The 23965-nt window shown below is 69.1% G+C and carries 25 protein-coding genes; 17 read left to right on the top strand and 8 right to left on the bottom strand.

Features of this window, described 5'->3' with window-relative positions:
* Positions 1-8: 8 nt before the first annotated feature.
* On the bottom strand, positions 9-1817 hold the full coding sequence (locus EV668_RS03035) for an IlvD/Edd family dehydratase (RefSeq protein ID WP_133768362.1): 1809 nt from the start codon (positions 1815-1817) through the stop codon (positions 9-11).
* A gap of 243 nt (positions 1818-2060) precedes the next feature.
* Positions 2061-2522 (bottom strand): Lrp/AsnC ligand binding domain-containing protein, encoded by a 462-nt coding sequence (locus EV668_RS03030; RefSeq protein WP_425359578.1) that lies wholly within the window; start codon positions 2520-2522, stop codon positions 2061-2063.
* 121 nt (positions 2523-2643) lie between these two features.
* On the opposite strand from EV668_RS03030, the gene putA reads away from it, so the two are divergent.
* From putA to EV668_RS02990, 8 genes are all read left to right on the top strand, one after another.
* Complete coding sequence (gene putA, locus EV668_RS03025) at positions 2644-6444, top strand: trifunctional transcriptional regulator/proline dehydrogenase/L-glutamate gamma-semialdehyde dehydrogenase (protein WP_133768361.1); 3801 nt, start codon at positions 2644-2646, stop codon at positions 6442-6444.
* Positions 6445-6503: 59 nt separating this feature from the next.
* Complete coding sequence (locus EV668_RS03020) at positions 6504-7085, top strand: ADP-ribosyltransferase domain-containing protein (RefSeq protein WP_133768360.1); 582 nt, start codon at positions 6504-6506, stop codon at positions 7083-7085.
* Positions 7082-7261 (top strand): hypothetical protein, encoded by a 180-nt coding sequence (locus EV668_RS03015; RefSeq protein ID WP_133768359.1) that lies wholly within the window; start codon positions 7082-7084, stop codon positions 7259-7261. The genes EV668_RS03020 and EV668_RS03015 overlap by 4 nt, the downstream gene beginning before the upstream one ends.
* A 97-nt stretch (positions 7262-7358) precedes the next feature.
* Positions 7359-7727 carry a hypothetical protein gene (locus tag EV668_RS03010; RefSeq protein ID WP_245512807.1) on the top strand — a complete coding sequence of 123 codons (369 nt, stop codon included), beginning with the start codon at positions 7359-7361 and terminating at the stop codon, positions 7725-7727.
* 110 nt (positions 7728-7837) lie between these two features.
* Positions 7838-8179, top strand: coding sequence for a hypothetical protein (locus EV668_RS03005; protein ID WP_133768358.1), 342 nt, complete (start codon positions 7838-7840; stop codon positions 8177-8179).
* Between the two features lie 2 nt (positions 8180-8181).
* Entirely contained in the window at positions 8182-9276 is a 1095-nt protein-coding gene (locus tag EV668_RS03000; protein ID WP_245512805.1) for an ABC transporter ATP-binding protein, read from the top strand.
* A 146-nt stretch (positions 9277-9422) separates the two neighbouring features.
* A complete protein-coding gene (locus EV668_RS02995; RefSeq protein WP_133768357.1) occupies positions 9423-10448 on the top strand; it encodes an extracellular solute-binding protein in 1026 nt (341 codons plus the stop codon).
* A 291-nt stretch (positions 10449-10739) separates the two neighbouring features.
* A complete protein-coding gene (locus EV668_RS02990) occupies positions 10740-12395 on the top strand; it encodes an ABC transporter permease (protein ID WP_133768356.1) in 1656 nt (551 codons plus the stop codon).
* Positions 12396-12614: 219 nt separating this feature from the next.
* Here EV668_RS02990 and EV668_RS02985 read toward each other — a convergent pair whose 3' ends face one another.
* Positions 12615-13505, bottom strand: a complete 891-nt coding sequence (locus EV668_RS02985; RefSeq protein WP_133768355.1) for an MBL fold metallo-hydrolase — start codon at positions 13503-13505, stop codon at positions 12615-12617.
* Positions 13506-13735: 230 nt separating this feature from the next.
* Between EV668_RS02985 and EV668_RS02980 the strand changes: the two genes are divergently transcribed.
* The 7 genes from EV668_RS02980 (at position 13736) to EV668_RS02950 (ending at position 19637) form a co-directional block, all read left to right on the top strand.
* Positions 13736-14086, top strand: coding sequence for a septal ring lytic transglycosylase RlpA family protein (locus tag EV668_RS02980; protein ID WP_133768354.1), 351 nt, complete (start codon positions 13736-13738; stop codon positions 14084-14086).
* 285 nt (positions 14087-14371) lie between these two features.
* Positions 14372-15448 (top strand): branched-chain amino acid ABC transporter permease, encoded by a 1077-nt coding sequence (locus tag EV668_RS02975; protein WP_133768353.1) that lies wholly within the window; start codon positions 14372-14374, stop codon positions 15446-15448.
* Between the two features lie 37 nt (positions 15449-15485).
* Complete coding sequence (locus EV668_RS02970; RefSeq protein ID WP_133768352.1) at positions 15486-15935, top strand: hypothetical protein; 450 nt, start codon at positions 15486-15488, stop codon at positions 15933-15935.
* A gap of 39 nt (positions 15936-15974) precedes the next feature.
* Positions 15975-17306, top strand: a complete 1332-nt coding sequence (locus EV668_RS02965) for an ABC transporter substrate-binding protein (protein ID WP_133768351.1) — start codon at positions 15975-15977, stop codon at positions 17304-17306.
* A gap of 98 nt (positions 17307-17404) precedes the next feature.
* Complete coding sequence (locus EV668_RS02960; protein WP_133768350.1) at positions 17405-17962, top strand: GIY-YIG nuclease family protein; 558 nt, start codon at positions 17405-17407, stop codon at positions 17960-17962.
* The gene (locus EV668_RS02955) at positions 17949-18773 is read left to right on the top strand and encodes an ABC transporter ATP-binding protein (protein WP_133768349.1); all 825 of its coding nucleotides are present in this window, start codon (positions 17949-17951) and stop codon (positions 18771-18773) included. The genes EV668_RS02960 and EV668_RS02955 overlap by 14 nt, the downstream gene beginning before the upstream one ends.
* 246 nt (positions 18774-19019) lie before the next feature.
* Positions 19020-19637, top strand: coding sequence for a cysteine hydrolase family protein (locus tag EV668_RS02950; RefSeq protein WP_280960083.1), 618 nt, complete (start codon positions 19020-19022; stop codon positions 19635-19637).
* A 39-nt stretch (positions 19638-19676) separates the two neighbouring features.
* Here EV668_RS02950 and EV668_RS02945 read toward each other — a convergent pair whose 3' ends face one another.
* Positions 19677-19925 carry a hypothetical protein gene (locus tag EV668_RS02945; RefSeq protein WP_133768347.1) on the bottom strand — a complete coding sequence of 83 codons (249 nt, stop codon included), beginning with the start codon at positions 19923-19925 and terminating at the stop codon, positions 19677-19679.
* Positions 19926-20327: 402 nt separating this feature from the next.
* On the opposite strand from EV668_RS02945, the gene EV668_RS02940 reads away from it, so the two are divergent.
* Together EV668_RS02940 and EV668_RS02935 are read left to right on the top strand one after the other, a co-directional pair.
* Positions 20328-20843 (top strand): YciE/YciF ferroxidase family protein, encoded by a 516-nt coding sequence (locus EV668_RS02940; RefSeq protein WP_133768346.1) that lies wholly within the window; start codon positions 20328-20330, stop codon positions 20841-20843.
* A gap of 24 nt (positions 20844-20867) precedes the next feature.
* Positions 20868-21062: a hypothetical protein gene (locus EV668_RS02935; protein WP_133768345.1), complete on the top strand. Its 195-nt coding sequence runs from the start codon at positions 20868-20870 to the stop codon at positions 21060-21062.
* Between the two features lie 9 nt (positions 21063-21071).
* Here EV668_RS02935 and EV668_RS02930 read toward each other — a convergent pair whose 3' ends face one another.
* The 4 genes from EV668_RS02930 to EV668_RS02920 are packed head-to-tail and all read right to left on the bottom strand — an operon-like array spanning position 21072 to position 23783.
* Positions 21072-22280 (bottom strand): CCA tRNA nucleotidyltransferase, encoded by a 1209-nt coding sequence (locus tag EV668_RS02930; protein WP_245512803.1) that lies wholly within the window; start codon positions 22278-22280, stop codon positions 21072-21074.
* Entirely contained in the window at positions 22277-22534 is a 258-nt protein-coding gene (locus tag EV668_RS25185) for a DUF6111 family protein (RefSeq protein WP_245512801.1), read from the bottom strand. The genes EV668_RS02930 and EV668_RS25185 overlap by 4 nt, the downstream gene beginning before the upstream one ends.
* A complete protein-coding gene (locus EV668_RS02925) occupies positions 22531-23172 on the bottom strand; it encodes a CoA pyrophosphatase (protein ID WP_133769949.1) in 642 nt (213 codons plus the stop codon). Before EV668_RS02925 ends, EV668_RS25185 begins: the two co-directional genes overlap by 4 nt.
* 8 nt (positions 23173-23180) lie before the next feature.
* Positions 23181-23783 (bottom strand): DUF1285 domain-containing protein, encoded by a 603-nt coding sequence (locus EV668_RS02920; protein ID WP_133768343.1) that lies wholly within the window; start codon positions 23781-23783, stop codon positions 23181-23183.
* Between the last annotated feature and the right edge of the window lie 182 nt (positions 23784-23965).

Here is a 23965-nt window from a genome sequence, read left to right as displayed (position 1 = left end):
GATTCAGCTCAGTGGTTGTCGCGCGGCACGCCCATCGTCTGGGCCACCCTTTGGAACTTCACGGCCGGCTTCAACACCATGCCCTGGTCGAGCTGGTCGACCATGCTGCGCTGGATCTCCTGCCAGGGGGTCTGTGAGGCGGGGTAGGCGTAGCCGCCGCGTGCGGCGAGGTCGGCCCTGCGCTGTTCCAGCTCCTCGGGGGGCAGCAGGATGTCGGCGGTTCGCTTCTTGAGGTCGATGCGGATGCGGTCGCCCGTCTGGAGGAGGGCGAGGCCGCCGCCGGCGGCGGCTTCCGGGGAGGCGTTGAGGATCGAGGGGGAGCCGGAGGTGCCCGATTGCCGGCCGTCGCCGATGCAGGGGAGCGCGTGGACGTTCCGGCGCAGCAGCTCCGTCGGCGGGTGCATGTTCACGACCTCGGCCGCGCCAGGATAGCCGATGGGGCCGGCGCCGCGCATGATCAGGATCGTGTGCTCGTCGATGCCGAGCGCGGGGTCGTCGAGCCGCTTGTGGTAATCCTCCGGCCCGTCGAAGACGGCGACCTTGCCTTCGAAGGCCATCGGGTCGTCCGGGTTCGACAGGAAGCGGTCGTGGAACTCCTTCGAGATCACGCAGGTCTTCATGATGGCACTGTCGAACATCGTGCCCTTGAGGTTGAGGAAGCCCGCGCTCGCGACGAGGGGCGCGTTGTATTCGTAGATCACCTCGCGGTTCCACGTGTGCTTGCCGCGGCAATTCTCGCCGATCGACTTGCCGTTCGCGGTGATCGCGCCCTCGTGGATCTTGCCGGCGTCGATCAGCTCGGCGAGCACGGCCGGAAGTCCTCCCGCGCGGAAATACTCCTCGCCCAGCCAATGGCCGGCCGGCTGCATGTTGACGAGGAGCGGGATCTCGAAGCCGATCCGCTCCCAATCGTCGTTGTCGAGCTCGACGCCGATATGCTTGGCGATGGCGTTGATGTGGATCGGCGCGTTGGTCGAGCCGCCGATGGCGGCATTGGCGACGATGACGTTCTCGAAGGCCTCGCGCGTCATGATGTCGGAGGGCTTCAGGTCCTCCCAGACCATGTCGACGATGCGCCGGCCGGTGCGGTAGGCGGCCTGGCCGCGCTCGCGATAGGGCGCGGGGATGGCGGCCGAGCCCGGCAGCGACATGCCGAGCGCCTCGGCGAGGGCGTTCATGGTGGAGGCCGTGCCCATGGTGTTGCAATGGCCGACCGAGGGCGCCGAGGAGCCGACGATGTCCATGAACTCGTCGTAGTCGATCTCGCCCGTCGCGTGGCGCTCGCGCGCCTCCCAGACGACGGTGCCGGAGCCCGAGAGCTTCTTGCCCCAATAGCCGTTCAGCATCGGCCCGACATTGAGCGAGATGGCCGGGATGTTCACCGTCGCCGCCGCCATCAGGCAGGCGGGCATGGTCTTGTCGCAGCCGGTGAGGAGCACCACGCCGTCGAGGAAGTAGCCGTAGAGCACCTCCACCAGCGAGAGATAGGAGAGGTTGCGGTCGAGGCAGGCCGTCGGGCGCTTGCCGGTCTCCTGGATCGGATGGCACGGGAACTCGAAGGCGACCCCGCCCGCCGCGACGATGCCCTCGCGCACGCGCTTGGCCAGTTCGAGATGGTGGCGGTTGCAGGGGGAGAGGTCCGAGCCCGTCTGCGCGATGCCGATGATCGGCTTGCCGGAGCGCAGCTCCTCGGGCGTGATGCCGAAATTGACGTAGCGCTCGAGATAGAGCGCCGTCATGCCCGGATTGTCGGGATTGTCGAACCATTTCCGCGAGCGCAGGTCTTCCGGCTTCATGCGGCGAGGGGCGTCGGACATGATCTCTCCCAGGATGCGGCCTCTGCGGGCCGCAGCTTGGAATCGTTGTGAACCGCACCCGCGGCGAGATCAACAGGGGATGGGTGGGGGACGCCTCTCCCCTTGCGGGAGAGGTCGAGTCGAAAGCGGCCGCTTTCGACCGGGTGAGGGGCCCGCCGCGACATCGATGGGTCCGCCCCTCATCCGGTCGCCCTGCCGGGCGACTCGACTTCTCCCACAAGGGGAGAAGCGGGGGCATGCGCCCTACCCCACCCGCACCGGAAGCGCGGCCTCGCTCTTGACCTCCTCCATCACCGCATAGGTGCGCGTCTCCTTCACGCCCGGGAGCGAGAGCAGGACCTCGCCGAGGAAGCGGCGATAGGCGGCCATGTCGGGGATGCGGGCCTTCACGAGGTAGTCGAAGCCGCCGGCCACCATGTGGCATTCGAGGATCTCGGTGGTCGTGCGGACGGCGCGGGCGAATTGCTCGAAGACGTCCTGGCTCGACTTGTCGAGCGAGACCTCGACGAAGACGAGGAGCCCGAGGCCGAGCCGGTGCGGATCGAGCCGGGCGCCGTAGCCGGTGATGGTGCCGTCGCGCGTCAGCTTCTTCAGCCGCTCGCCGGTGGCGGTCGGGGACAGGCGCAGGCGCTCGGCGAGATCGACCGTCGAGATGCGGCCGTCGCGCTGGAGGATGGCGAGGAGCTTGGCGTCGGTGGCGTCCATAACGATCTCTCTACCCGATTGCCAATCGATAGTGAAATCGACGGACATTGCGACCGATCACCCTATCGATCGGCTGTCGTCGCCGCGCTATACGGCGATCGTCTCTCATCGCGAGCCTTCGATGACCGCATCCCCCCTCTTCTCCATCGGCGCGAAGGCGCAGACGCCGCTCCGCGACGCGATCACGGCCGCGACGCGCCGGCCCGAGCCCGATTGCGTCGCCGCGCTGATCGGCCCCGCGAGCCTGTCGCCGGAGGGCGCGGCGAAGGCCGCGGGCATCGCGCGCGAGCTCGTCACGCGGCTGCGCGCCAAGGCGAGCCATTCGGGCGTCGAGGGGCTGATCCACGAATATTCGCTGTCGAGCCAGGAGGGCGTCGCGCTGATGTGCCTCGCCGAGGCGCTGCTGCGCATCCCCGACAGCGCGACGCGCGACGCGCTGATCCGCGACAAGATCGCGACGGGCGACTGGCGGGCGCATCTCGGCCATTCGCCCTCGCTCTTCGTGAACGCGGCGACCTGGGGGCTCGTCGTGACCGGCCGCCTCGTCGCGACCACCAACGAGACCAGCCTGTCGGGCGCCCTCACCCGCCTCATCGGGCGCGGCGGCGAGCCCGTGATCCGCAAGGGCGTCGACCTTGCCATGCGGATGATGGGCGAGCAGTTCGTGACCGGCCAGACGATCGCGGAGGCCCTCTCGAACAGCCGCGCCATGGAGGGACGCGGCTTCCGCTATTCCTACGACATGCTGGGCGAGGCCGCGACGACGGCCGAGGACGCGGCGCGCTACCTCGCCGATTACGAGACCGCCATCCACGCCATCGGCAAGGCCTCTGCGGGGCGCGGCATCTACGAGGGGCCGGGGATCTCGATCAAGCTCTCGGCGCTGCATCCGCGCTATGCCCGCGCCAAGATCGGCCGGGTCATGGGCGAGCTTCTGCCGCGCGTGCGCGGGCTCGCCCTCCTCGCCCGCCAATACGATATCGGCCTCAACATCGATGCCGAGGAGGCGGACCGGCTCGAGATCTCGCTCGACCTCCTCGAAGCCCTCGCGCTCGACCCCGACCTCGCCGGCTGGAACGGCATCGGCTTCGTCATCCAGGCCTATGGGCGGCGCTGCCCCTTCGTCATCGACTGGATCGTCGACCTCGCCCGGCGCTCGGAGCGGCGCATCATGGTGCGGCTCGTCAAGGGCGCCTATTGGGATTCGGAGATCAAGCGCGCCCAGGTCGACGGGCAGCCGGATTTCCCGGTCTTCACCCGCAAGGTCCACACGGACGTCTCCTATCTCGCCTGCGCGCGGAAACTGCTGGCGGCCCCGGACGCGGTCTTCCCGCAATTCGCGACCCATAACGCGCAGACCCTCGCCGCCATCATGGTCATGGCCGGGCCGAACTTCTATCGCGGCCAATACGAGTTCCAGTGCCTGCACGGCATGGGCGAGCCGCTCTATTCGGAGGTCGTCGGCAACCCGCAATGGGACCGGCCCTGCCGCATCTACGCGCCGGTCGGCACGCATGAGACGCTGCTCGCCTATCTGGTGCGGCGGCTGCTCGAGAACGGGGCGAATTCCTCCTTCGTCAACCGCATCGCCGACGAGGCGGTGCCGGTCGAGGAGCTGATCGTCGATCCCGTCGCCGCGGCGAAGGAGATCGTGCCGCTCGGCGCCCCGCACGAGAAGATCAAGGCCCCGCTCGCCCTCTACGGCACCCGCCGCAACGCCGCCGGCCTCGACCTCGCCGACGAGCACCGCCTCGTCGATCTTGCACGGGCGCTCGAGGAAAGCGCGGCGACGGCATGGCGGGCTGAGCCGTCGATCGCCGGCCATGATCCCTCCCCTCCAGGGGAGGGCGAGTCGGCGCCAGCCGACCGGGGTGGGGTGCTGCCCCACCGGGGTTCTCCCCACCCCGGTTCGACGCGTCGCGTCGACTCGGCCCTCCCCTCCGGGGAGGGATCAGCGGGAGCGGATGCTGCGAGTGGCACGCTTCCCTTCCATCCCGTCCTCAACCCCGCCGATCACCGCGACGTCGTCGGCCAGGTCCGCCACGCGAGCGCGGCCGGGATCGACGCCGCCCTCGCCGCCGCGACGGCGGCCGCGCCGGGCTGGGCCGCGACGCCCGCCGCGCAGCGGGCCGCCGCGCTGGAACGCGCCGCCGAGGCCATGGAGGCGCGGATGCCTGTCCTCCTCGGGCTCATCGTGCGCGAGGCCGGCAAATCCTATGCGAACGCCATCGCCGAGGTGCGCGAGGCGGTGGACTTCCTGCGCTACTACGCGGCGGAGATCACGCGCCTCCTCGGCGCCGGCCGGCACGAGGCGCTCGGCCCCGTCGTCTGCATCAGCCCCTGGAACTTTCCGCTCGCGATCTTCACCGGGCAGGTCGCGGCGGCGCTCGCCGCCGGCAATCCGGTCCTCGCCAAGCCCGCCGAGGAGACGCCCCTCGTCGCGGCCGAGGCGGTGCGGCTCCTGCATGCGGCGGGGATCCCGGCGGACGTCCTGCAGCTCGTGCCCGGCGCGGGCGAGACCGGCGCCGCGCTCGTCGGCGATCCGCGCGTGATGGCGGTGATGTTCACCGGCTCGACCGCGGTCGCCCGGCTGATCCAGGGCCAGCTCGCCGACAGGCTGACGCCCGGCGGCCAGCCGATCCCCCTCATCGCGGAAACCGGCGGGCAGAACGCGCTCGTGGTCGATTCCTCCGCCCTCGCCGAGCAGGTGGTGGGCGACGTCATCGCCTCGGCCTTCGACAGCGCCGGCCAGCGCTGCTCGGCGCTCCGCATCCTGTGCCTGCAGGAGGACGTCGCCGAGCGCAGTCTCGCCATGCTGAAGGGCGCACTACGCGAGCTCGCCCTCGGCAACCCCGCACAGCTCTCGACCGATATCGGCCCCGTCATCACGGCCGAGGCGCGGGACGGCATCCTCGCCCATATCGAGACGATGCGGGCGCGCGGCCACCGGGTGGAGAGCCTGCCCCTCCCCGAGGACGCCGGGCACGGCACCTTCGTGCCGCCCACCATCATCGAGATCGGCGCCATCGCCGATGTCGAGCGCGAGGTGTTCGGCCCCGTGCTCCACGTCCTGCGCTACAAGCGCTCGGAGCTCGACGCCCTGATCGGGGCGATCAACGACACCGGCTACGGCCTGACCTTCGGGCTCCATACCCGCATCGACGAGACGATCGCGCGAGTCACGGGCAAGGTCGAGGCGGGCAATCTCTACGTGAACCGCAACATCATCGGCGCGGTGGTGGGCGTGCAGCCCTTCGGCGGCTCGGGCCTGTCGGGCACCGGGCCGAAGGCCGGCGGGCCGCTCTATCTCGGCCGCCTCCTGCCCCATCCGCCGCAGCCCCTGCTCGACGGGCTCGATGCATCCGGATCGGCCCTCGCTCCGGCGAGAGCCTATGCGGCCTGGCTTCAGGGCCTCGGACGGCACCGGGAGGCCGAGGCCTGCATCGGCTTCCTCTCCCGCTCGCCGCTCGGCGCCAGCGTCGAGCTGTCGGGACCGGTCGGCGAGCGCAATCTCTACACCCTCGGTCCGCGCGGACGCATCGCGGCTCTGGCGGAGACGGAGAGCGGTCTTCTGATCCAGATCGGCGCGATCCTGGCGACGGGCAACATCGCCGTGCTGCCCGTCGAGGCGACCGGCGGGACCCTCGCCGAGGATCTGCCGGCCGACCTGTCCCGACAGGTCGAGCGCTCGGGCGACTGGTTCAGCCATCCCGGCCTGCGCGGCCTTCTCTACGAGGGCGAGAACGCCGCACTGACGGCGCTCCTGCAGCGGCTGTCAGGTCGGAAGGGGGCTATCCTCCAGGTTCAGTCGACGCTCGCCGGCGGCACCGATTACGATCTCACGCGCCTCCTCGAGGAGCGATCCATCTCGACCAACACCGCTGCGGCCGGGGGGAATGCGAGCCTGATGTCGATCGGGTAGGGACTTCCGCCGGCTCGCGCGATCCGATACGCCAGTGTCGATTACGATCGTCTGCCGACATGACGGGCGCCGCCTTCCTTCTCCTGCTCGAGCGCCTTCTCGGCCAGCAGGACGCTCGACATTGCGCGGCGCGGTTCGGAGCGGACGCTCTCGACGAACCCTTCTTCGAAGCGATCGTCACCTACGAGGCGCTCGCGCTCTACGTCTACTCGAACATCTCGGGCTGGCATCAGGCCATCAACCGCGAACTCTGGTCCGGCCGGCCTTCGGACGCCGTCAGAGCCTATGCCGATGTGGTGGACGGCGCGCTCGCCAAGCTTCCGGCGCTTCGCGGAAGCGCCGCGACGGTCTATCGCGGCGTCATGGCCGATGATCTCGATGCCGTCCGGGAGAGGTATCGGGCCGGACGAGAGGTGGTGTTTCCCGGCCTGACCAGCGCGACCTATGACCGGCGAAGCGCCTATGGCGGGAACGTCCTGTTCACCATTCGCTCACAGAATGCCCGCTCGGTGTGGCATTTCGCTCCGACATTCGTCGAGGACGAGGTCCTTTTGCCGACGGGCTGCCGCTTCCGCGTCATCGAATCGACATCGGCCGATCGTCAGGTCAGCATCGTGTTGGAGGAGCTTCTTCGACCATGACCGCGCAATCCGACGAGACACGGGATCGGCCACGACAGGAGACAGGCGCCCGCCGAGGTGGTTCGAAGACGACCTCGGACGAGAAACGCGCAACCGACGAATTCTTCAAGGTGGGCATCGCCAAGGATTGGCCGATCACCCCTCAGCAGCGACGCATGCAGGGATGCGGGCAGTGATCCGAGCCGCCACCCGAGCAGATGGCGGCATGGCGAGACGCGATGCCGTTGGAGGATGACGTTGACCGTTAGAAAGCCCTCGGCAGGACGCTCCCTGATGTCCGCTCTCGCGCAGGACACGTGCCTCATGGGCACGCTGAGCTTGTCGATCCTGTTCGCAGCCCTCGCCGGGCCCGCTTTCGCCCAGCCTGCCGGGAAGCCGGCCTGCGCGGCCGAGGCCGTGGAGGCGGCCCGGAAGCTGCTGAAGCTCCACACGGATGCCGACGACCGGGCGAGCGTCGACGCGGCGAGCCTGCGCGGCATCGGCACCGTGAAGGCCCTCGTCGGCGGCAAGCCGCTCGACGTGGTCGAGGTCGAGGGCCACGTCTACAAGGCGAACTACCGCATCCGCCTGATCTATGCCCGGATCCCCGGCACCTGCGCCCTGATGGGCCAGGAGATCCTCGAGCGCAGCAATCCGTACTGACGCCTGCTCCCGATGAGGGGCGGCAGACGGCGAGGCGACCCAGCGGCTATCGGCCTCTGGCCGGCCGGGCCGGATCGGCCTATCCCTCGCACATGGTCCGGAGACAGCCGATGCGCCGCACGCTCCCCCTTCTCGTCGCGCTTCTGGCGGCCGCGCCCGCCTTCGCCCAGTCGCAGGGCGGCGCAAGCGCGTTCGGCTTCGGCGCCCAGGGCTTGAAGGGCGGCGGCCGGTCCGGCATCTCGGGCACCCTCGGCCCGGAGACCCAGATCCCGCCCCCGCCCAACACGCCGACGGCGGGGACCTATCCCGACCTGTCGGCCTGCGCGCCGGGCCAGGCCCGCATCAATGCCGGCCCCTGCCAGCCTCAGGAATGGATCAAGGGCGCCCCGCCTTCGACCTACGATCAGTCGGTCGAAGGGCTGGCGCCGCTGCGCGACCTGACCCTGGACTGAGCATGGCCTCCGACGCTCCGCAGCGTGCCGCCGGCACGCTGCGCCTCGACGCGATCTCCTGCCGCTTCGGCTCGCGGCTGATCCTCGACACCGTGTCGCTGGACGCGCCCTCCGGGCGGGTGACGGTGCTGCTCGGCCCCTCCGGCTGCGGCAAGACGACCTTGCTGCGGATCGCGGCCGGGATCGAGCGCCCGAGCGCGGGCCGGGTGCTGATCGACGGCGAGGAGGTCGCCGGCCCCTCCGCCTTCGTCCTGCCCGAGCATCGCCGGGTCGGCCTGATGTTTCAGGACTACGCGCTCTTTCCGCATCTGACGGTCCGCGAGAACGTCGCCTTCGGCCTCGGCGCGCTGCCCCGGGCGGAGCGCGGCGCGGTCGCCGCGCGCGCGATCGAGGGCGTCGGCCTCGCCCGCCTTGCGGACAAGCGGCCCGGCCAGCTGTCCGGGGGCGAGCAGCAGCGCGTCGCGCTCGCCCGCGCGCTCGCCCCCTCCCCCCGCATCCTCCTGATGGACGAGCCCTTCTCCAATCTCGACCGCGGGCTTCGCGAAGACGTGCGGTCCTCGACCCTCGACGTCCTGCGCCGCGCCGCGATCACGACCATCGTCGTGACGCACGATCCGGAGGAGGCGCTCGCCATCGGCGATCACCTCGTCCTCCTCGGGGAGGGACGCGTGATCCAGGCCGGCAGCGCGCAGGACCTGTATGCCCGCCCCGTCTCGCTCGCGGCCGCGCGGGCGCTCTCGGAGGTCAACGCGGTGCCGGGACGCTTCTCGAACGGAGGCCTCGCGACGCCGCTCGGCACAATCCCCGCGCCGTCGGCGGCCGGAGCGGAGGGAGCGGACGGATGGCTCTGCCTGCGCCCGGAAGTGCTGCGCCTCGCTCCGGCCGGCTCGGGAACCGAGGGCCGCATCGTGGCGAAGACCTTCCGCGGCGCGTCGGTCCTGCTCTCGGTCGCCGTGAAGGGCCTGCCGTCGCCGCTGCGGGTCGCCGTCGAGGGACAGGCACCCGACGAGGGCGAGACGATCCGGCTCGCCGTCGCCGATGGGGCGGGGCGGATCTTCGTGCAGGATGCGTCGCGGAGCCCCGCCGCCAAAGACTAGACCGACGCCGATAGCCTCCGCCGATCGACTTCAGGACCGCGCCAATCATTTTTTACAACGGTTCTAATGTAGATGCGTTGCTTTTTCTTGGCGCCTGCTATTGATGCACCGGACTGAAGCGCTCATCGAACGACTGGAGAGACACAATGCTCGGCCGATCTCTTTTGCGGACCGTCGCCGCCGTGATGCTGGCGAGCGTCGGTGTCGGAGCGGCCTCCGCCCAGGAGGTGAACCTCTACACGACGCGTGAGCCCGGCCTCATCCGTCCGCTGCTCGACGCGTTCACGAAATCCACCGGCATCAAGGTCAACACCGTGCTCGTCGCCAAGGGCCTCGCCGAGCGCGTCGAGGCCGAGGGCGAGCGTTCCCCGGCCGACATGCTGATGACCGTCGATCTCGGCAACCTCATCGAACTCGTGGACAAGGGCCTCGCCCAGCCGGTCCAGTCGAAGGCGGCCGAGGCGGCGATCCCGGCGGCGCTGCGCGATCCCGACGGGCGCTGGTTCGCCCTCTCGATGCGCGCGCGTCTCGTCTATGCCGATGCGGACCTCAAGGACCTCACGGCCATCACCTATGACGAACTCGCCGATCCGAAGTGGAAGGGCAAGATCTGCATCCGCTCGGGCCAGCACCCCTACAACACGGCCCTCGTCGCGGCCTATCTCGCGCGGAACGGCGAGGCGAAGACCGAGGAATGGCTGAAGGGCGTCAAGGCGAACCTCGCCCGCAAGCCCGGCGGCGGCGACCGCGAGGTCGCGCGCGACATCAAGGCCAAGCTCTGCGAGCTCGGCATCGGCAATTCCTACTATATCGGCCTGATGCGCAGCGGCCGGGGCGGCCCCGACCAGCAGAGCTGGGGCGAGGCGATCAAGACGCCGGTCCCGACCTTCAAGGGCGGCGGCACGCATGTGAACGTCTCGGGCGCCGTGATCGCCAAACACGCCAAGAACAAGGACGGCGCGGTCAAGCTGCTCGAATACCTCGTCTCCGACGAGGCCCAGGGCATCTATGCCCGCGGCAATTTCGAGTATCCGGTGAAGCCCGGCGCGCCGCTCGATCCGATCATCGAGAAGGTCGGCAAGGTCACGCCCGACGCGACGCCGCTCGCCGAGATCGCCAAGAACCGCAAGGCGGCCAGCGCCCTCATCGACAAGGTCGGCTTCGACAATTGAGCATCGGAGCTCCGGCGACGCGCGCACGCTTCGGTCGCGGCCTGCGCAACCCTCCCCCCGCTTGCGGCGGGGAGGGCGGACTCGCGCGGAGCGCGAGCCGGGTGGGGGGCGGCTCAGCCTATGTCGACGCCGGGAGTTCGCGTCGACGTCCCCCCACCCCGGTTCGCTCCCTTGGAGCGACTCGGCCCTCCCCACCGCTTCGCGGGGGGAGGGTAGCGTCAGCCACAGCGTCTCTCATCGATCCGGCCGCCGGCCCTCGATCCTGAAGCAGCGGCGACGAGAGCCCTGCAGATGAGCGCCGCCCCGCTGGAGATTCCCTCGCGCCTCGCCCGCCCGCGCGGCTCTATCCTCGCCGTTCTCGGCGGCGGGCTGATCGTGCTCGCGCTCGCGGCGCCGTTCCTGTCGCTGGCCCATTCGGCCGCGCAGGGCTCGGAGATCCTGCCGCATCTTCTCGCCTATGTGCTGCCGCAGGCCCTGCGCGAGACGGCGCTTCTCCTCGCGGGGGTCGCGATCGTCGTGCTGGGCGTCGGGACCGGGACGGCCTGGCTCGTCGCCGCCTACGACTTCCCCGGCAGGCGCCTCCTCGAATGGGCGCTGGTCCTGCCGCTCGCCGTGCCGACCTACATCATCGCCTACGCCTATCTCGATCTGCTGCACCCGATCGGCCCGGTCCAGACGGGCCTGCGCGCGCTCTTCGGCATCGCCAATCCGCGCGACCTCCCCTTCCCGGAGGTGCGCTCGCTCCCGGTCTGCGCCGCGCTCCTCGGCTTCGTGCTGTATCCCTACGTCTACCTGCCGACGCGGGCGCTGTTCCTGATGCAGGGCGCGAACGTGCTCGAGGTCGCGCGCACCCTCGGCGCCGGGCCGGCACGGGTGTTCTTCCGCGTCGCCCTCCCCCTTGCCCGCCCGGCCGTCGCCATCGGCGCGACGCTCGCGCTGCTCGAGGCGCTGAACGACATCGGCGCCTCCGAATTCCTGGGCGTGCGCACCCTGACGGTATCGATCTACACGACCTGGGTGAACCGCTCGGACCTGCCGGGCGCCTCGCAGATCGCCCTCGCCATGCTCGCCGTCGTCGGCGCCTTCATCCTCCTCGAGGGCTGGGCCCGGCGCCATTCCCGGCAGACCGCCTCGGCCCGCGCTCCGGCACGTCGTCCGCTGCGCGGGCTCGCGGCCGCCGCCGCCTTCGCCGCCGGCTTCCTGCCGGTCGCGATCGGGTTCCTCGCGCCGGCCGGCCATCTCGTCGTCGAGAGTGCGAAGCGCATCGCCTTCGCCGGGCTCTCGCCCCGCCTCCTCGACGAGACGCTGAACACCGTCCTTCTCTCGGGCGCCGCGACGCTGCTGACCGTCGCGATCGGCCTCGCCCTCGCGATCGGGGTGCGCTTCAACCCGTCCGAACGGGCGCGCGCGCTGCTGCGGATGGCGGGGCTCGGTTATGCGGTGCCGGGGACGGTGCTCGCGGTCTCGCTGCTCGCCCCGCTCTCGGCGCTCGATGCCGGGCTGGCCACGCTCGTCGAGCTCGTGACGGGGCTCTCGATGGGCACGCTCGTCCTCGGCTCCTCGGTCGCGCTGATCTACGCCTATTGCGTGCGCTTCATGGCGATCGCCGTCGGCTCGAGCGATGCCGGGCTCGCCAAGATCCCGCCGAACCTCGACGCGGCGAGCCGCGTGCTCGGGCACGGAAAACTGTCGACGGTCTGGCGGATCCACCTGCCGCTCGCCGCGCCGGCCATCGCCAGCGGCGCCCTCCTCGTCTTCGTCGATTGCATGAAGGAACTGCCGGCGACGCTGCTGCTGCGCCCGCTCAACGTCGAGACGCTGGCCACGCATCTCTACGGCGAGGCCGCTCGCGGCACCTACGAGGACGGCGCCGTCGCGGCCCTCATCATCGTCGCCGTCGGCATGCTGCCGCTGATCCTCGTCAGCCGGCTCCAGACCCGGCGCTGACGCGCCAGATCGCGTCCGACGTCGGGCGTGTGCCAACCCTCCCCTGGAGGGGGAGGGTCGACGGCGAAGCCGGCGGGGTGGGGTGAAATCCGCTCTCCGTTTCTGCAGCGTTCTCGTGGCGGATCGCGCGCATCACCCCACCCCGGACCTTCGGTCCGACCCTCCCCCTCCAGGGGAGGGTGAATGCCGCCTCCAGAGCCGCAGCTTCTGTCCCGCCCCCTACGCCTCCTCGCAGAGGAAGCGGAAGCCGAAGGCCTCGCCGCGCGAGAGGACGTGGCCGGCATGGGGCGCCACGAAATGGCCGGTCATCAGCAGGGTGTCGGTATCGGCGAGGCGCTCGAGGATGCGGCGGCGCGTGCGGGCCGAGAGCGCCGGGTCCTGGCAGCCCGAGCAGCTCCAGTCCGGATGGCAGAGCTGGATCGGGTGGTGGATGACGTCGCCCGTGAAGGCGCCGCTGCTCCCGTTCGAGCGCAGCCAGACCGCGATGTGACCCGGCGTATGGCCCGGCGCGGGCTCGACGGTGAGGCGATCGTCGATGACGAAGCCGTCATCGACCACGAGAGCCTGCCCCGCCTCGATCACCGGGAGCACGCTGTCGGCATAGGCGGCGAGGTGATGGGCGCCGGGCTCGGCACTCCGAAAGACCCTCTCCCAATGATCGTATTCGGCGCGCCCGAAGACGTATTTCGCGTGCGGGAAGGTCGGCACCCAGCGCCCGTCGAGGAGGCGCGTGTTCCAGCCGACATGGTCGGCATGGAGGTGGGTGCAGAGGACGTAGTCGATGCTCTCGGGCGCGATGCCCGCCGCGGCCAGCCGGTCGAGAAAGGGCGTCTCGCGCCGGTGCCATTGCGGCCGGCTCGGCCGCTCCTTGTCGTTGCCGACGCAGGTATCGACAAGAATCCGCGAGCGAGACGTCTCGATCAGCCAGGCATGAATACTGAGCCTGACCATACCCGATTGCGGATCGTAGAATTGCGGCGCGATCCAGTCGATCTCGGCCGCAACGGCCGCATCGTCAGATGCGGGAAAGAACGAGCGCATGGCGAAGGACGTATCGTCCATCTCCCAGATGCTCTGCACCGTGACATCGCCGATCCGGAATTTCGTCACATCTCCCCCCTGCTCTCGCAAGCTCCGGCGGCGCCCGGATCAGCTTGCCATCTTTTGGCCGTCTCGATGGAGGACACGCGCCGCCTCCCCAAACATCGAAAGTTGGATTGTTGCAGAAGTCACCACTGCTGTCCGCATGCGTTGCGGCCACCCTTTGCCTTTCCGCCTCCGCGGCGCTCGCGGGCTCCACGAACCGGATCGAGGTCGATCCCCTCTTCCCCCAACTCAGCATGAGCCGTCACGCGGCCGCGCAGCCGGCCCGCTCGCGCGCCGCCGCGACCCAGCCCGCAACCGGCGGCCGCTCGGCCGGTGCCGGCATCGCGACCTGGTACGGACCCGGCTTCCACGGCCGCAAGACCGCGAGCGGCGAACGCTTCAACACCCGCGCCCTGACGGCCGCGCACCGGACGCTTCCCTTCGGATCGCGCGTCCGCGTCGAGGCCGCGAACGGCCGCTCCGTCGTCGTGCGCATCAACGACCGCGGCCCCTTCACGCGCGGCCGCGTGATCGATCTCTCCCGCGCCGCCGCCGACGCCATCGGCATGGGCGGCATCGCGCATGTCAGGCTCAGCCTGCTGTAAGGTTCGGCTCGTGGCGTAGGCGCGTCCCCCCATGTTCCTCATGCTGAGGTGGCGACCGGAGGTCGCCCTCGAAGCACGCACGAGCGTGCTGCGTCCTTCGAGGCCCCGCTGCGCGGTGCACCTCAGGATGAGGAGCGGAGGGGCATCCCCGCGTGCTGAGGCTCGAAGCGCTTCGCCCCGCATTGGACTGATGGCGTAATTGACGCGCCTCGCGGGCTCGCCTCTAACGGCCTCATAGGACGCGGAGCCGGGAACCGGCCGGGAGCGTCCGGCGGGAGGGCGCGCGTGTTCTATCGGGACGCCGGGCAGTTCAAGACCAGCTACGCGGCCGACATGGCCGTCTTCCCGCTGCGGGAGGACAGGATCGGCCTTGCCGTCATCCTGCTCGTCGCCTTCGCGGTCGTGCCGCTCTTCGGCAGCGACTACCTGCTCAACGTCGTGATGATCCCCTTCCTGATCTACGCGCTGGCGGCGATCGGGCTGAACATCCTCGTCGGCTATACGGGGCTGCTGTCGCTCGGCACGGGCGGCTTCATGGGGGTCGGCGCCTATGCCTGCTACAAGCTGACGACCTTCTTCCCCGAGGTGAACATCGTCGTCTGGATCCTGGCCTCGGGGCTGTTCTCGGCGATGGTCGGCCTCGTCTTCGGCCTGCCGAGCCTGCGCATCAAGGGCTTCTACCTCGCCGTCGCGACGCTCGCCGCGCAGTTCTTCCTGTCCTGGGCCTTCCAGCGCGTGCCCTGGCTCTACAACAACAACATCTCGGGCGCGATCGAGGTGCCGGGCCGGACGGCCTTCGGCTTCGCGGTGACGGGGCCCTCGGCCTCCCCCTCGGTGCGCTACCTCGTCGTGCTCGGCATCGTGGCGCTGCTGACGCTGCTCTGCTCGAACCTCGTCCACGGCCGCATCGGGCGGATGTGGATGGCGGTGCGCGACATGGACATCGCGGCCCAGCTCATCGGCATCCGCCTCCTGCCGACGAAGCTCCTCGCCTTCGCCGTCTCGTCCTATATCTGCGGCGTCGCCGGCGCCCTTCTCGTCTTCCTCTGGTATGGCTCCGCCGAGCCCGACGTCTTCAGCATCACGCTCTCCTTCCAGATCCTGTTCATGGTCATCATCGGCGGGCTCGGCTCGCTGCTGGGCTCCTTCCTCGGGGCGGGGCTGATCTACCTCCTGCCGATCGCGATGCGCCTCGCCGCCCCCGCCATCGGGCTCGACGTCGCGCCCTCCACCATCGAGCACGTGACCTTCATGATCGTCGGCGCGCTCATCATCGCCTTCCTGATCCTCGAGCCGCACGGCCTCGCCCGCCTCTGGCAGACGCTGAAGCAGAAGCTCAGGGTGTGGCCGTTCCCGTATTGAGGCGAGATCGTTGGGCCTGGCGCAGTTCTATCGACGCTTGATCTGGGAAGCTTTCACGCACCGGATCGACATCGCGCAATGCGTCCTGGTCGCCCTCTTCGCCGTGCCGAGCGCGTTTCGCGTGACACCCATCCCGGAGGGCAACCTCCCGTGGCCAGTTCTGTTCGCGCTTCTGTCCAGCTTCTTCGGCCTGCGTATCCTCCTGGCGCCCTATTGGCTGTGGCGGGAGGAGTATCTGAGGGCCGAACGCGCGCTCGGCCGCATATCGGCGGCCGACGGAGACCCTTCCGGCGCCGACATCGCCAGCGGCGTCTCGGGAGCCCAGGCCTTCGGGACCTATCGCCCTCGGCCACCGGTCCCCGAAACGCCGCTTCACCAGATGATCCAGCTCGACCCACGAGCGGCGCGAGACATCCCGACTAAAGTCGGCAATGCGTCGCGCGTGACGACGCGCGGAAACTCGGGCAGAACGGACGGCAAGGCGTAGAAGCGCCACCCGAACTGATACGTGATCTGGGAGGATCGCATGGTGAGGCACGCATTCGCGGCGGGCGCGTTCGCCCTGGCTCTTGGCGCAGGCATGCTGGCCGGCCCGGCTCCAGCGACGGCGCAGGAGGGGATCTACGTCCCCCTCTTCACCTACCGCACCGGCCCCTTCTCGGGATCCGGCATCCACATCGCGAACGGGATGCGCGACTATCTCGAGATGCTGAACGCGCGCGACGGCGGCATCGGCGGCGTCAAGCTCCTCATCGAGGAATGCGAGACGGGCTACGACACCAAGAAGGGCGTCGAATGCTACGAGGCCGTGAAGGGCAAGAAGCCCGTCATGGTCAATCCCTGGTCCACCGGCATCACCCTGCCGCTGATCCCGAAGGCGGCGGTCGACAAGATCCCCGTCCTGTCCATGGCCTACGGGCTCTCGGCCTCCGCGGACGGCAACCGCTTCCCCTGGATCTTCAACCCGCCCAACACCTATTGGGACGGGGCCTCGATGATCATCAAGTACATCGCCGAGCAGGAGGGCGGCCTCGACAAGCTCAAGGGCAAGAAGATCGGCTACATCTATCTCGATGCCGGCTTCGGCAAGGAGCCGATCCCGCTGCTCGAACAGCTCGCCAAGGATTACGGCTTCGAGCTGAAGATGTACCCGGTCGCCGCGACCGAGATGGCCAACCAGTCCTCGCAATGGCTGGGCGTGCGGCGCGACCGGCCGAACTACATGATCATGTATGGCTGGGGCGTGCTCAACCCGACCGCCATCAAGGAGGCCGTGAAGATCAACTTCCCGATGAAGAACTTCATCTCCATCTGGTGGCCCTCGGAGGACGACGCGCGCGGCGCGGGCGACGGCGCGAAGGGCTTCAAGACGCTCAACTGGCACGCGGCCAACGCGAATTTCCCGGCCATCCAGGACATCGTCAAGCACGTCGTCGAGAAGGGCCAGAGCAAGGCCGACAAGGCCTCGATCGGGCAGGTCCTCTACAACCGCGGCGTCTACAACTCGATGCTGATCGCCGAAGGCATCGCCAACGCCCAGAAGATCACCGGAAAGAAGCAGGTGACGGGCGAGGACGTGCGCCGCGGCCTCGAGACCATGAACCTCTCGGCCGCCCGGCTGAAGGAACTCGGCTTCGAGGGCTTCGCCGAGCCGATCGCGCTCACCTGCGCCGACCATAACGGCCACAAGGCCTCCTTCGTGCAGGAGTTCGACGGCGAGAAATACGTGCCGGTGACGAAGCCGATCACGCCCCTCACCGAGAAGGTCGCCCCGCTCCAGGAGGCGGCGGCGCGGGAATATGTCGAGAAGAACACCGGCTGGCCCAAGCGGACCGAGCCCTGCGACAAGAACTCGTAATAGCAGACTAGGGTCGGATAAGCCGACCCTACCAATTCGTGTTCTTCGGAGCGCCCGCATACATATGCGAAAACAATTCGCTATTCCGGAGAAAAGCTATGGGAAGCCACCGGCATTTGATGATTGCAATAGATTGGTTTGGGCCCTATCGCACTCTCAATGAGGCACATTCGGCCGCTTCCGTCGACTACGACCACGGACTATATATGGTAATTGGGAAGCAACCCGAAGAACAAAAAAAATCACCTCAGTACATAGGGATTGCCAATAATTTGCGTAACCGACTAACACAGCAGCATCATAAAATTTCAAGAATAACTGGCCCCATTGAAATATGGCTCGGCGAGGTCGTGACAGCGGAGCCTTCTGGAAAGAAAGTAAAGTCAACCAAAACAACATTGGATTACAGCGAGTGGCTCCATGCCCGCTTTTTATCCCTTCCTCTGAACGATCGAAAATCAAAAACTCTCCCCAATAGGAGCGCCACTGTTCTAAATCGTTGGTGGAATACCAACTACGAAACGGCTCGCCTTAGAAGACCCCATCCAAGTTGGCCAGATTTGATTGACTTCCAGTTGGATGGCCTTCCTGCGCGAACCGTATGGTTTGGCGGTCGGCAGCGACGCTTTCTGGCACCTGATTATGCTAAGCTTTGACGCCCCCGCCGAGACCATCCTCGCGGTCAACAACATCGAGGTGGTCTACGACCACGTCATCCTCGTCCTGAAGGGCGTCTCGCTGGAGGTGCCGCGGGGCGGGATCGTGGCCCTGCTCGGCGCCAACGGCGCCGGCAAGACGACCACGCTGAAAGCGATCTCGAACCTGCTGCGGGCCGAGCGCGGCGACGTCACCAAGGGCTCGATCGAGTTCGCCGGCGAGCGGGTCGACCGGCTCTCGCCGAACGAGCTCGTGCGGCGCGGCTGCATCCAGGTGCTGGAGGGCCGGCACTGCTTCGGCCACCTCACGATCGAGGAGAACCTCCTCACCGGTGCCTTCACGCGCCGCGACGGCAACGCCGCCATCCGGCGCGACCTCGAGCGCATCTACGAGACCTTCCCGCGCCTGCGCCAGCGCCGCTCCTCGATGGCCGGCTACACCTCGGGCGGCGAGCAGCAGATGTGCGCGATCGGCCGGGCCATGATGTCGAAGCCGAGGATGATCCTCCTCGACGAGCCCTCGATGGGGCTCGCGCCGCAGATCGTCGAGGAGATCTTCGAGATCCTGCGCGACCTCAATGCCCGCGAGGGCGTCTCCTTCCTCCTCGCCGAGCAGAACACGCATATGGCGCTGCGCTACGCGACCTATGGCTACATCCTCGAGACGGGCCGCGTCGTGATGGACGGCCCGGCCGCCTCGCTGCGCGAGAACGAGGACGTCAAGGAATTCTACCTCGGGGTCTCGGAGGCGTCCGGCAAGAGCTTCCGCAACGTGAAGAGCTACAAGCGCCGCAAGCGCTGGCTCGCCTGAACCGGCGGCCGGCCGCGGGAGCAGCGCCCCCGCCGGCACGGTGACGCTCAGCCCCAGGGTCCGACGCCGGGCGAGGTCGCGTCGGGGCTGCGCCGATGGAACCCGATCCCTGCCACCCGCTTTCGCTGACGGTTCAGCCGCCCTCCGATGGGAGCGGCACAGGGGATGATCCGATCATGCACGCGATGCGAGGGACAGGGCTGCGCCTCATCCGTACCGGCAAACCGGGCTGAGGGGGGCGCGATCGTGGCCGCCGACCCCGACCCGGATCCGTTCTCGCGACGCTGCGTCCATCTCTGCATCGACATGCAGCGGATGTTCGACGAGGACACCGACTGGCACACGCCCTGGCTGCGCCGGGTTCTGCCGAACGTCGAACGTCTCGTCGGCGCGGGACCTGAGGCCACCGTCTTCACGCGCTTCGTCCCCGTCAGCCGCGCGGACGACGCCCATGGCGAATGGGCCCGCTATTACCGGCGCTGGCCGTCCATGACGCTGGAGAGGCTCGATCCGGGCCTGGTCGATCTCGTCCCCGAACTGCGCCGGTTCGTGCCGCCCGCCCGTGTCGTGGACAAGTCGGTCTACTCGCCCTGGCACCGCTCGCGCCTCGACGAGAGCCTGCGCCGGCGCGGCGTCGAGGTGGTGATCGTCTCCGGCGGGGAGACGGATGTCTGCGTCCTCGCGACCGTGCTGGGCGCGATCGATCACGGCTACCACGTCGTCCTTGCCGCGGATTGTCTCTGCAGTTCGTCGGACGAGGCCTATGACGCCACGGTGACGCTCTATCTCGAGCGCTACAGCAGCCAGGTGAGCGTCAGCTCGGCCGAGGACATCGTCGGACGCTGGACGCCCGAGCCCCTGTGAGGGGCCTGCTCCGGCTCCCCGATGCGGCCGGCTGGGCCGTCAGACGGCTCCCCTGGCGCGTTGAACGGTCGCCAGGGCGATCTCGACGAGGTGCCGCGCGTCGGCGCGGCCGTTTTCCGCTTCCCGGACCAGCGCCCGGACGATGGCCAGGCGCTCGTCGGTCGACAATTGCAGGACGCCGCCGGGGCCCGATGTCCGTTCGATCGTCGCGAGATAGGCGGCTGTGATCGCGGACGCGACCGAGGATCCAAAGCGTTGCTCCAGTTCATCGGTCCGACCCGTCGGCATGCTCGGCAGCTCCCTCCAACCTCCGACGGTTGTAGCGCCCCGTCTCTCGCTGCGCGACTCCAAACGCACCGTCCCCCGCGCGGCCGAAGGCTGGCCCACGCCACGCCAGGCAGCGCAGACGCCGTCAACCAACTCGATCAGATATCAAGACAATCGCCGCCGATCCTGACGCACAAGCCAATCGAACAAGTAATGGCTACGCTTCATGGCGCCCACCGTCCTGCCGACGACAGATGCGACGCGCCGTCGACTTGCCAGGAACCATCCCATCGGCCGCTTGTTGCCCCGATATCGGCGATGCTGGTCGTCACACAGCCTCAGAACCGGCCGCGTCCATGACCATGACCATGACGAGTTGCCGGTCGACCGCCCGCCACATCATGACCCCGAGGGAGACGAACCATGGGACTGTTCTCGAGCCCTATCAAGACGATGGACGATCTCTACCTGCACACGATCCAGGACATCTATTACGCGGAAGCGCAGATCGCGAAGGCGCTGCCGAAGATGATGGATCAGGCCGCCAATCCGCAATTGAAGGCGGCGTTCCAGCGCCATCTCGGGGAAACCCAGGAGCAGGTGCGCCGCCTCGAGCGGGTCTTCGGCCTCCTGGGCCAGCCGGCCAAGGGTGCGACCTGCCCCGCCATCAACGGCATCATCGAAGAGGCCGAGGAGCTGCTCTCGGATTGCGACGATCCGGCCGTCCGCGACGCGGCCATGCTGGCCGCCGCCCAGGCCGTCGAACATTACGAGATCTCTCGCTACGGCACGCTGATCGCCTGGTCGAAACAGGCTGGCCGGTCTGATGTCGCCGATCTCCTGTCCGAGACGCTGGCCGAGGAAAAGGCGACCGACGAGACACTCAGCGCGCTCGCGGAGAAATCCGTGAACCGTCAGGCCGAGGCGGCCACGGCCTGATGTCGGGCCTGCATGGAGAGCGACATGACCCGACCAGACGGCAAGGACCACCGCCCTCCTGACACCGAGGCCCCGGCCAGGGCCGGACAGGGCCGCTCGCCCGACCTTCCCGGCGGCAGCAGCCAGGGCGGCGGGGACCGGACGTCTCTGCGCGGCAACGGGACGGAGACCGATCAAAAGGTCGGCCGCCCGCCCCAGCCGAAGCCCGGCGAAGGCTGACCTCGCGCTTCAGCGGCGGGGCGGCTCCCAATCGTCCGGGCAGCCTGCGGCGATCCAGGCGGCTCTGGCCTCGGCGAGGCGGCGGCCGATCTCGGGGCCGGGGGGAACGCCCCCGGCCACCAGCGCGGCTCCGGTGAGCGGAAGATGCGGCAGCGGCAGCTCGCCCGCCCTGAAGCGCGCGAGAAGGCGGTGCGCCTCGGCCGTCACCGTGGGGCGCGGCTCCCCCGTGGTCGCGGCGATGGCGAGGGCGGTCGCCGGCAGGCCATGAAGGACGACGCAGCGGCGCAGGCCCGCCTCGTCGAGCGAAGCCGCTCCGGACACCAGCCACGCGAGCGCGTCCGCATAGCCGGCCAGCCGCTCGCGTTCCGCCTTCGACAGCCGCAGCGCTTCGGCCAGGCGCTCGGCATCCCCCTCGCTCCGGACGAGATAGGCGGCGATGCGTCCCGCCGGGTCCGATCCCGCAGAGCGCTGAAGGCGGCCGGCATCCCCGAGGCAGGAGACGAGGCGGCCGAGAAGGCCGGCCTGCTCCAAGGCGGCTGCGACCTCCGGCCCGCGCGGCGCCGACAGCAGCTTCAGCGCCTCCGCCCTCACCCGCTCGCGCGACAGCAGCGCAAGCCCGTCCCGCCCGCCGATCGCGGCGGCGAGCCCGTCCCCGTCGAGCGGCCCGGCGCCGTATTCGGCGTGGAAGCGGAAGAAGCGCAGGATGCGCAGGTAATCCTCGCGGATGCGCGTCGCCGCATCGCCGATGAAGCGGATACGGCGGGCGGCGAGATCCGCGAGGCCTCCGGTATGATCGTGGATCCTGCCGTCCCGGCCGAGCGACAGCGCGTTGATGGTGAAGTCCCGCCGCAGGGCGTCGGCCGCGAAATCCCGGCCGAAGCGGACGATGGCGCGGCGTCCGTCGGTCTCGACATCCTCGCGCAGGCTCGTGACCTCGAAGGGCTCGCCCGCCACCACGACCGTGACCGTGCCATGCTCGATTCCGGTCGGCACCGCCTTGAACCCCGCCGCGCGGGCGCGGCGCATGGTCTCCTCGGGCAGCGCCGTCGTCGCGAGGTCGAGATCGGCGGCCTCCCGGCCGATCAGCGCATTGCGGACGGCGCCTCCGACGATCCGCGTCTCCTCGCCGCCGCCGTCGAGCACAGCGAGCAGGCGTCCCGCCCCGGGCCGTCGCGCCAGCGCCGAGGCGGCATCGCGATCGAGCCCTTCGGCGCTCACTTGAACTGGCCGGGCACGAGCTTTCCATCCTCCATGTGCGGGGGCACATAGGCGCCGGTATTCTGTTTGCCGAAGAGGCCGGCATAGACGAAGCCGCCGATCACGAGCAGGAGGCCCGCCATCGCCAGCCAGGCGGCACTCCGCGACCAGTGCTGGAGGTCGAGCACGTGCTTGCGCTGGAGCACGAGAACGATGGCGTAAAGCAGGAAGGGCGACAGGAAGAGCGCCATTTCCTGCACCAGGATGCGGATCATCGTCCGTAGAGCCTTTCATACATGTTGCGCAGGATGCCCGCGGTGACGCCCCAGATATAGCGATTGCCGAAGGGCATCGCGTAGTAGCTGCGGATCCGCTCGCGCAGGTCGCGCGCATGGATCTCGTGGTTGCCCTCGTCCATCAGGAAGGTGAGCGGCACCTCGAACACGCTTTCGACCTCCTCCCGGTTGAGCGCCAGCCGGAAGCCCGGCTGCACCAGCCCCAGCACCGGGATGACGAAATAGTTCGTGCCGGACAGATAGGCGTCGAGATAGCCGACCGGGCGGACGAGGGCGCCGTCGAGCCCGATCTCCTCGCGTGCCTCGCGCAGGGCGGTCGCCAGCGGGCTGTCGTCCTCGGGGTCCATCTTCCCGCCGGGAAAGGCGATCTGGCCCGAATGCTGCCGCAGGCTCGATGCGCGCTCCGTCAGGAGGATGGTCGGAGCGCCCGGACGGTCGACGACCGCGATCAGCACGGCCGCGAGCCTGGGCGGCCCGCTGATGCCCGGCAGCGTCCAGGGGCCCGGCGTCAGCGCATGGTCGCCCTTCAGGTCGGCCCGCGGCGTCTCGCCGAGGCTCGGCGGCTCACGCCGCAGCCTTTCGGCGGCCCGCGCCTCGAAATCGGCACCGAGAACCATCGCGGTGGTCACGCGGCCGGATCCTGCGGCACGGTGAAGAAGGCTCCCCCGGCGGCGATGCCGAAGGCGGACCGGCCCTCGACGAGGCGCTCCTCGCCGAGATCGAGGAGGTCGTAGGTCAGCGCCCGCGTCAGCCGCGCCCAGAGGCCGCCGCGCACGAGGATGTAGGGCTTCACCCCGTCCGCATCCCCGACCTCGAAGCGCAGCGGATGGTCGGGGCCGACCTCGACGAGGTCGTCCACATTCGTGCGGAAGGCGAGGCTGCGACCCTCCCCGTCTCCCTCGACCGCCATCTCGACCGCCGCGAAGGGGGCGTCGGCGACGGCGATGCCGATCCGCTCGACGGGCGTGACGAGCACGAAACGCTCGGGATCGCGCCGCAGCACCGTCGAGAACAGCTTCACGAGCGCCGGCCGGCCGATGGGCGTGCCCATGTAGAACCAGGTCCCGTCGGCCTCGATCCGCATGTCGATCTCGCCGCAATAGGGCGGGTTCCAGCGCTCGACCGGGGCCGGCCCGCGCCCTTTGCGGGGGCCGAGCGCCTCGACCAGTCGCGCCATCGCGTCGCCCTGCGAATCAGCCGCCGCCGCGGCATTCTCATCCTTGGCCATGCCCGAGGTCCTACCCGCTTGGGCGGAATTTTGCGATCCTGCCCCTGGTGCGACCGCGGACGATCTTGCAGGAGGAAGCCGCCGCGCGCAGATGCGTCCCCAGATGCGTCCCCAGATGCGTCTCTTGGCCCCGCTTGCCAGCGGGGGACGAGGAGGCCCACATTCGCCCGATGCGCTCCGCC

Origin of the sequence: Enterovirga rhinocerotis, assembly GCF_004363955.1 — a bacterium.
In the GTDB taxonomy this organism is placed as follows: Bacteria; Pseudomonadota; Alphaproteobacteria; order Rhizobiales; family Beijerinckiaceae; genus Enterovirga; species Enterovirga rhinocerotis.
This window is presented reverse-complemented; position numbering and strand designations above follow the sequence as displayed.

Bases quoted from the DNA above. Each gene is read 5' to 3' on its own strand.
- EV668_RS02935 (WP_133768345.1), top strand. From the start codon at position 20,868: ATGACCCGACCAGACGGCAAGGACCACCGCCCTCCTGACACCGAGGCC.
- EV668_RS02980 (WP_133768354.1), top strand. From the start codon at position 13,736: ATGAGCCGTCACGCGGCCGCGCAGCCGGCCCGCTCGCGCGCCGCCGCG.
- EV668_RS03035 (WP_133768362.1), bottom strand. From the start codon at position 1,817: ATGTCCGACGCCCCTCGCCGCATGAAGCCGGAAGACCTGCGCTCGCGG.
- EV668_RS02960 (WP_133768350.1), top strand. From the start codon at position 17,405: ATGGGAAGCCACCGGCATTTGATGATTGCAATAGATTGGTTTGGGCCC.
- EV668_RS02940 (WP_133768346.1), top strand. From the start codon at position 20,328: ATGGGACTGTTCTCGAGCCCTATCAAGACGATGGACGATCTCTACCTG.
- EV668_RS02925 (WP_133769949.1), bottom strand. From the start codon at position 23,172: ATGGTTCTCGGTGCCGATTTCGAGGCGCGGGCCGCCGAAAGGCTGCGG.
- EV668_RS25185 (WP_245512801.1), bottom strand. From the start codon at position 22,534: ATGATCCGCATCCTGGTGCAGGAAATGGCGCTCTTCCTGTCGCCCTTC.
- EV668_RS02955 (WP_133768349.1), top strand. From the start codon at position 17,949: ATGCTAAGCTTTGACGCCCCCGCCGAGACCATCCTCGCGGTCAACAAC.
- EV668_RS03010 (WP_245512807.1), top strand. From the start codon at position 7,359: ATGTCCGCTCTCGCGCAGGACACGTGCCTCATGGGCACGCTGAGCTTG.
- putA (WP_133768361.1), top strand. From the start codon at position 2,644: ATGACCGCATCCCCCCTCTTCTCCATCGGCGCGAAGGCGCAGACGCCG.
- EV668_RS02995 (WP_133768357.1), top strand. From the start codon at position 9,423: ATGCTCGGCCGATCTCTTTTGCGGACCGTCGCCGCCGTGATGCTGGCG.
- EV668_RS03030 (WP_425359578.1), bottom strand. From the start codon at position 2,522: ATGGACGCCACCGACGCCAAGCTCCTCGCCATCCTCCAGCGCGACGGC.
- EV668_RS02965 (WP_133768351.1), top strand. From the start codon at position 15,975: ATGGTGAGGCACGCATTCGCGGCGGGCGCGTTCGCCCTGGCTCTTGGC.
- EV668_RS02920 (WP_133768343.1), bottom strand. From the start codon at position 23,783: ATGGCCAAGGATGAGAATGCCGCGGCGGCGGCTGATTCGCAGGGCGAC.
- EV668_RS03005 (WP_133768358.1), top strand. From the start codon at position 7,838: ATGCGCCGCACGCTCCCCCTTCTCGTCGCGCTTCTGGCGGCCGCGCCC.
- EV668_RS02945 (WP_133768347.1), bottom strand. From the start codon at position 19,925: ATGCCGACGGGTCGGACCGATGAACTGGAGCAACGCTTTGGATCCTCG.
- EV668_RS03020 (WP_133768360.1), top strand. From the start codon at position 6,504: ATGACGGGCGCCGCCTTCCTTCTCCTGCTCGAGCGCCTTCTCGGCCAG.
- EV668_RS02990 (WP_133768356.1), top strand. From the start codon at position 10,740: ATGAGCGCCGCCCCGCTGGAGATTCCCTCGCGCCTCGCCCGCCCGCGC.
- EV668_RS03015 (WP_133768359.1), top strand. From the start codon at position 7,082: ATGACCGCGCAATCCGACGAGACACGGGATCGGCCACGACAGGAGACA.
- EV668_RS03000 (WP_245512805.1), top strand. From the start codon at position 8,182: ATGGCCTCCGACGCTCCGCAGCGTGCCGCCGGCACGCTGCGCCTCGAC.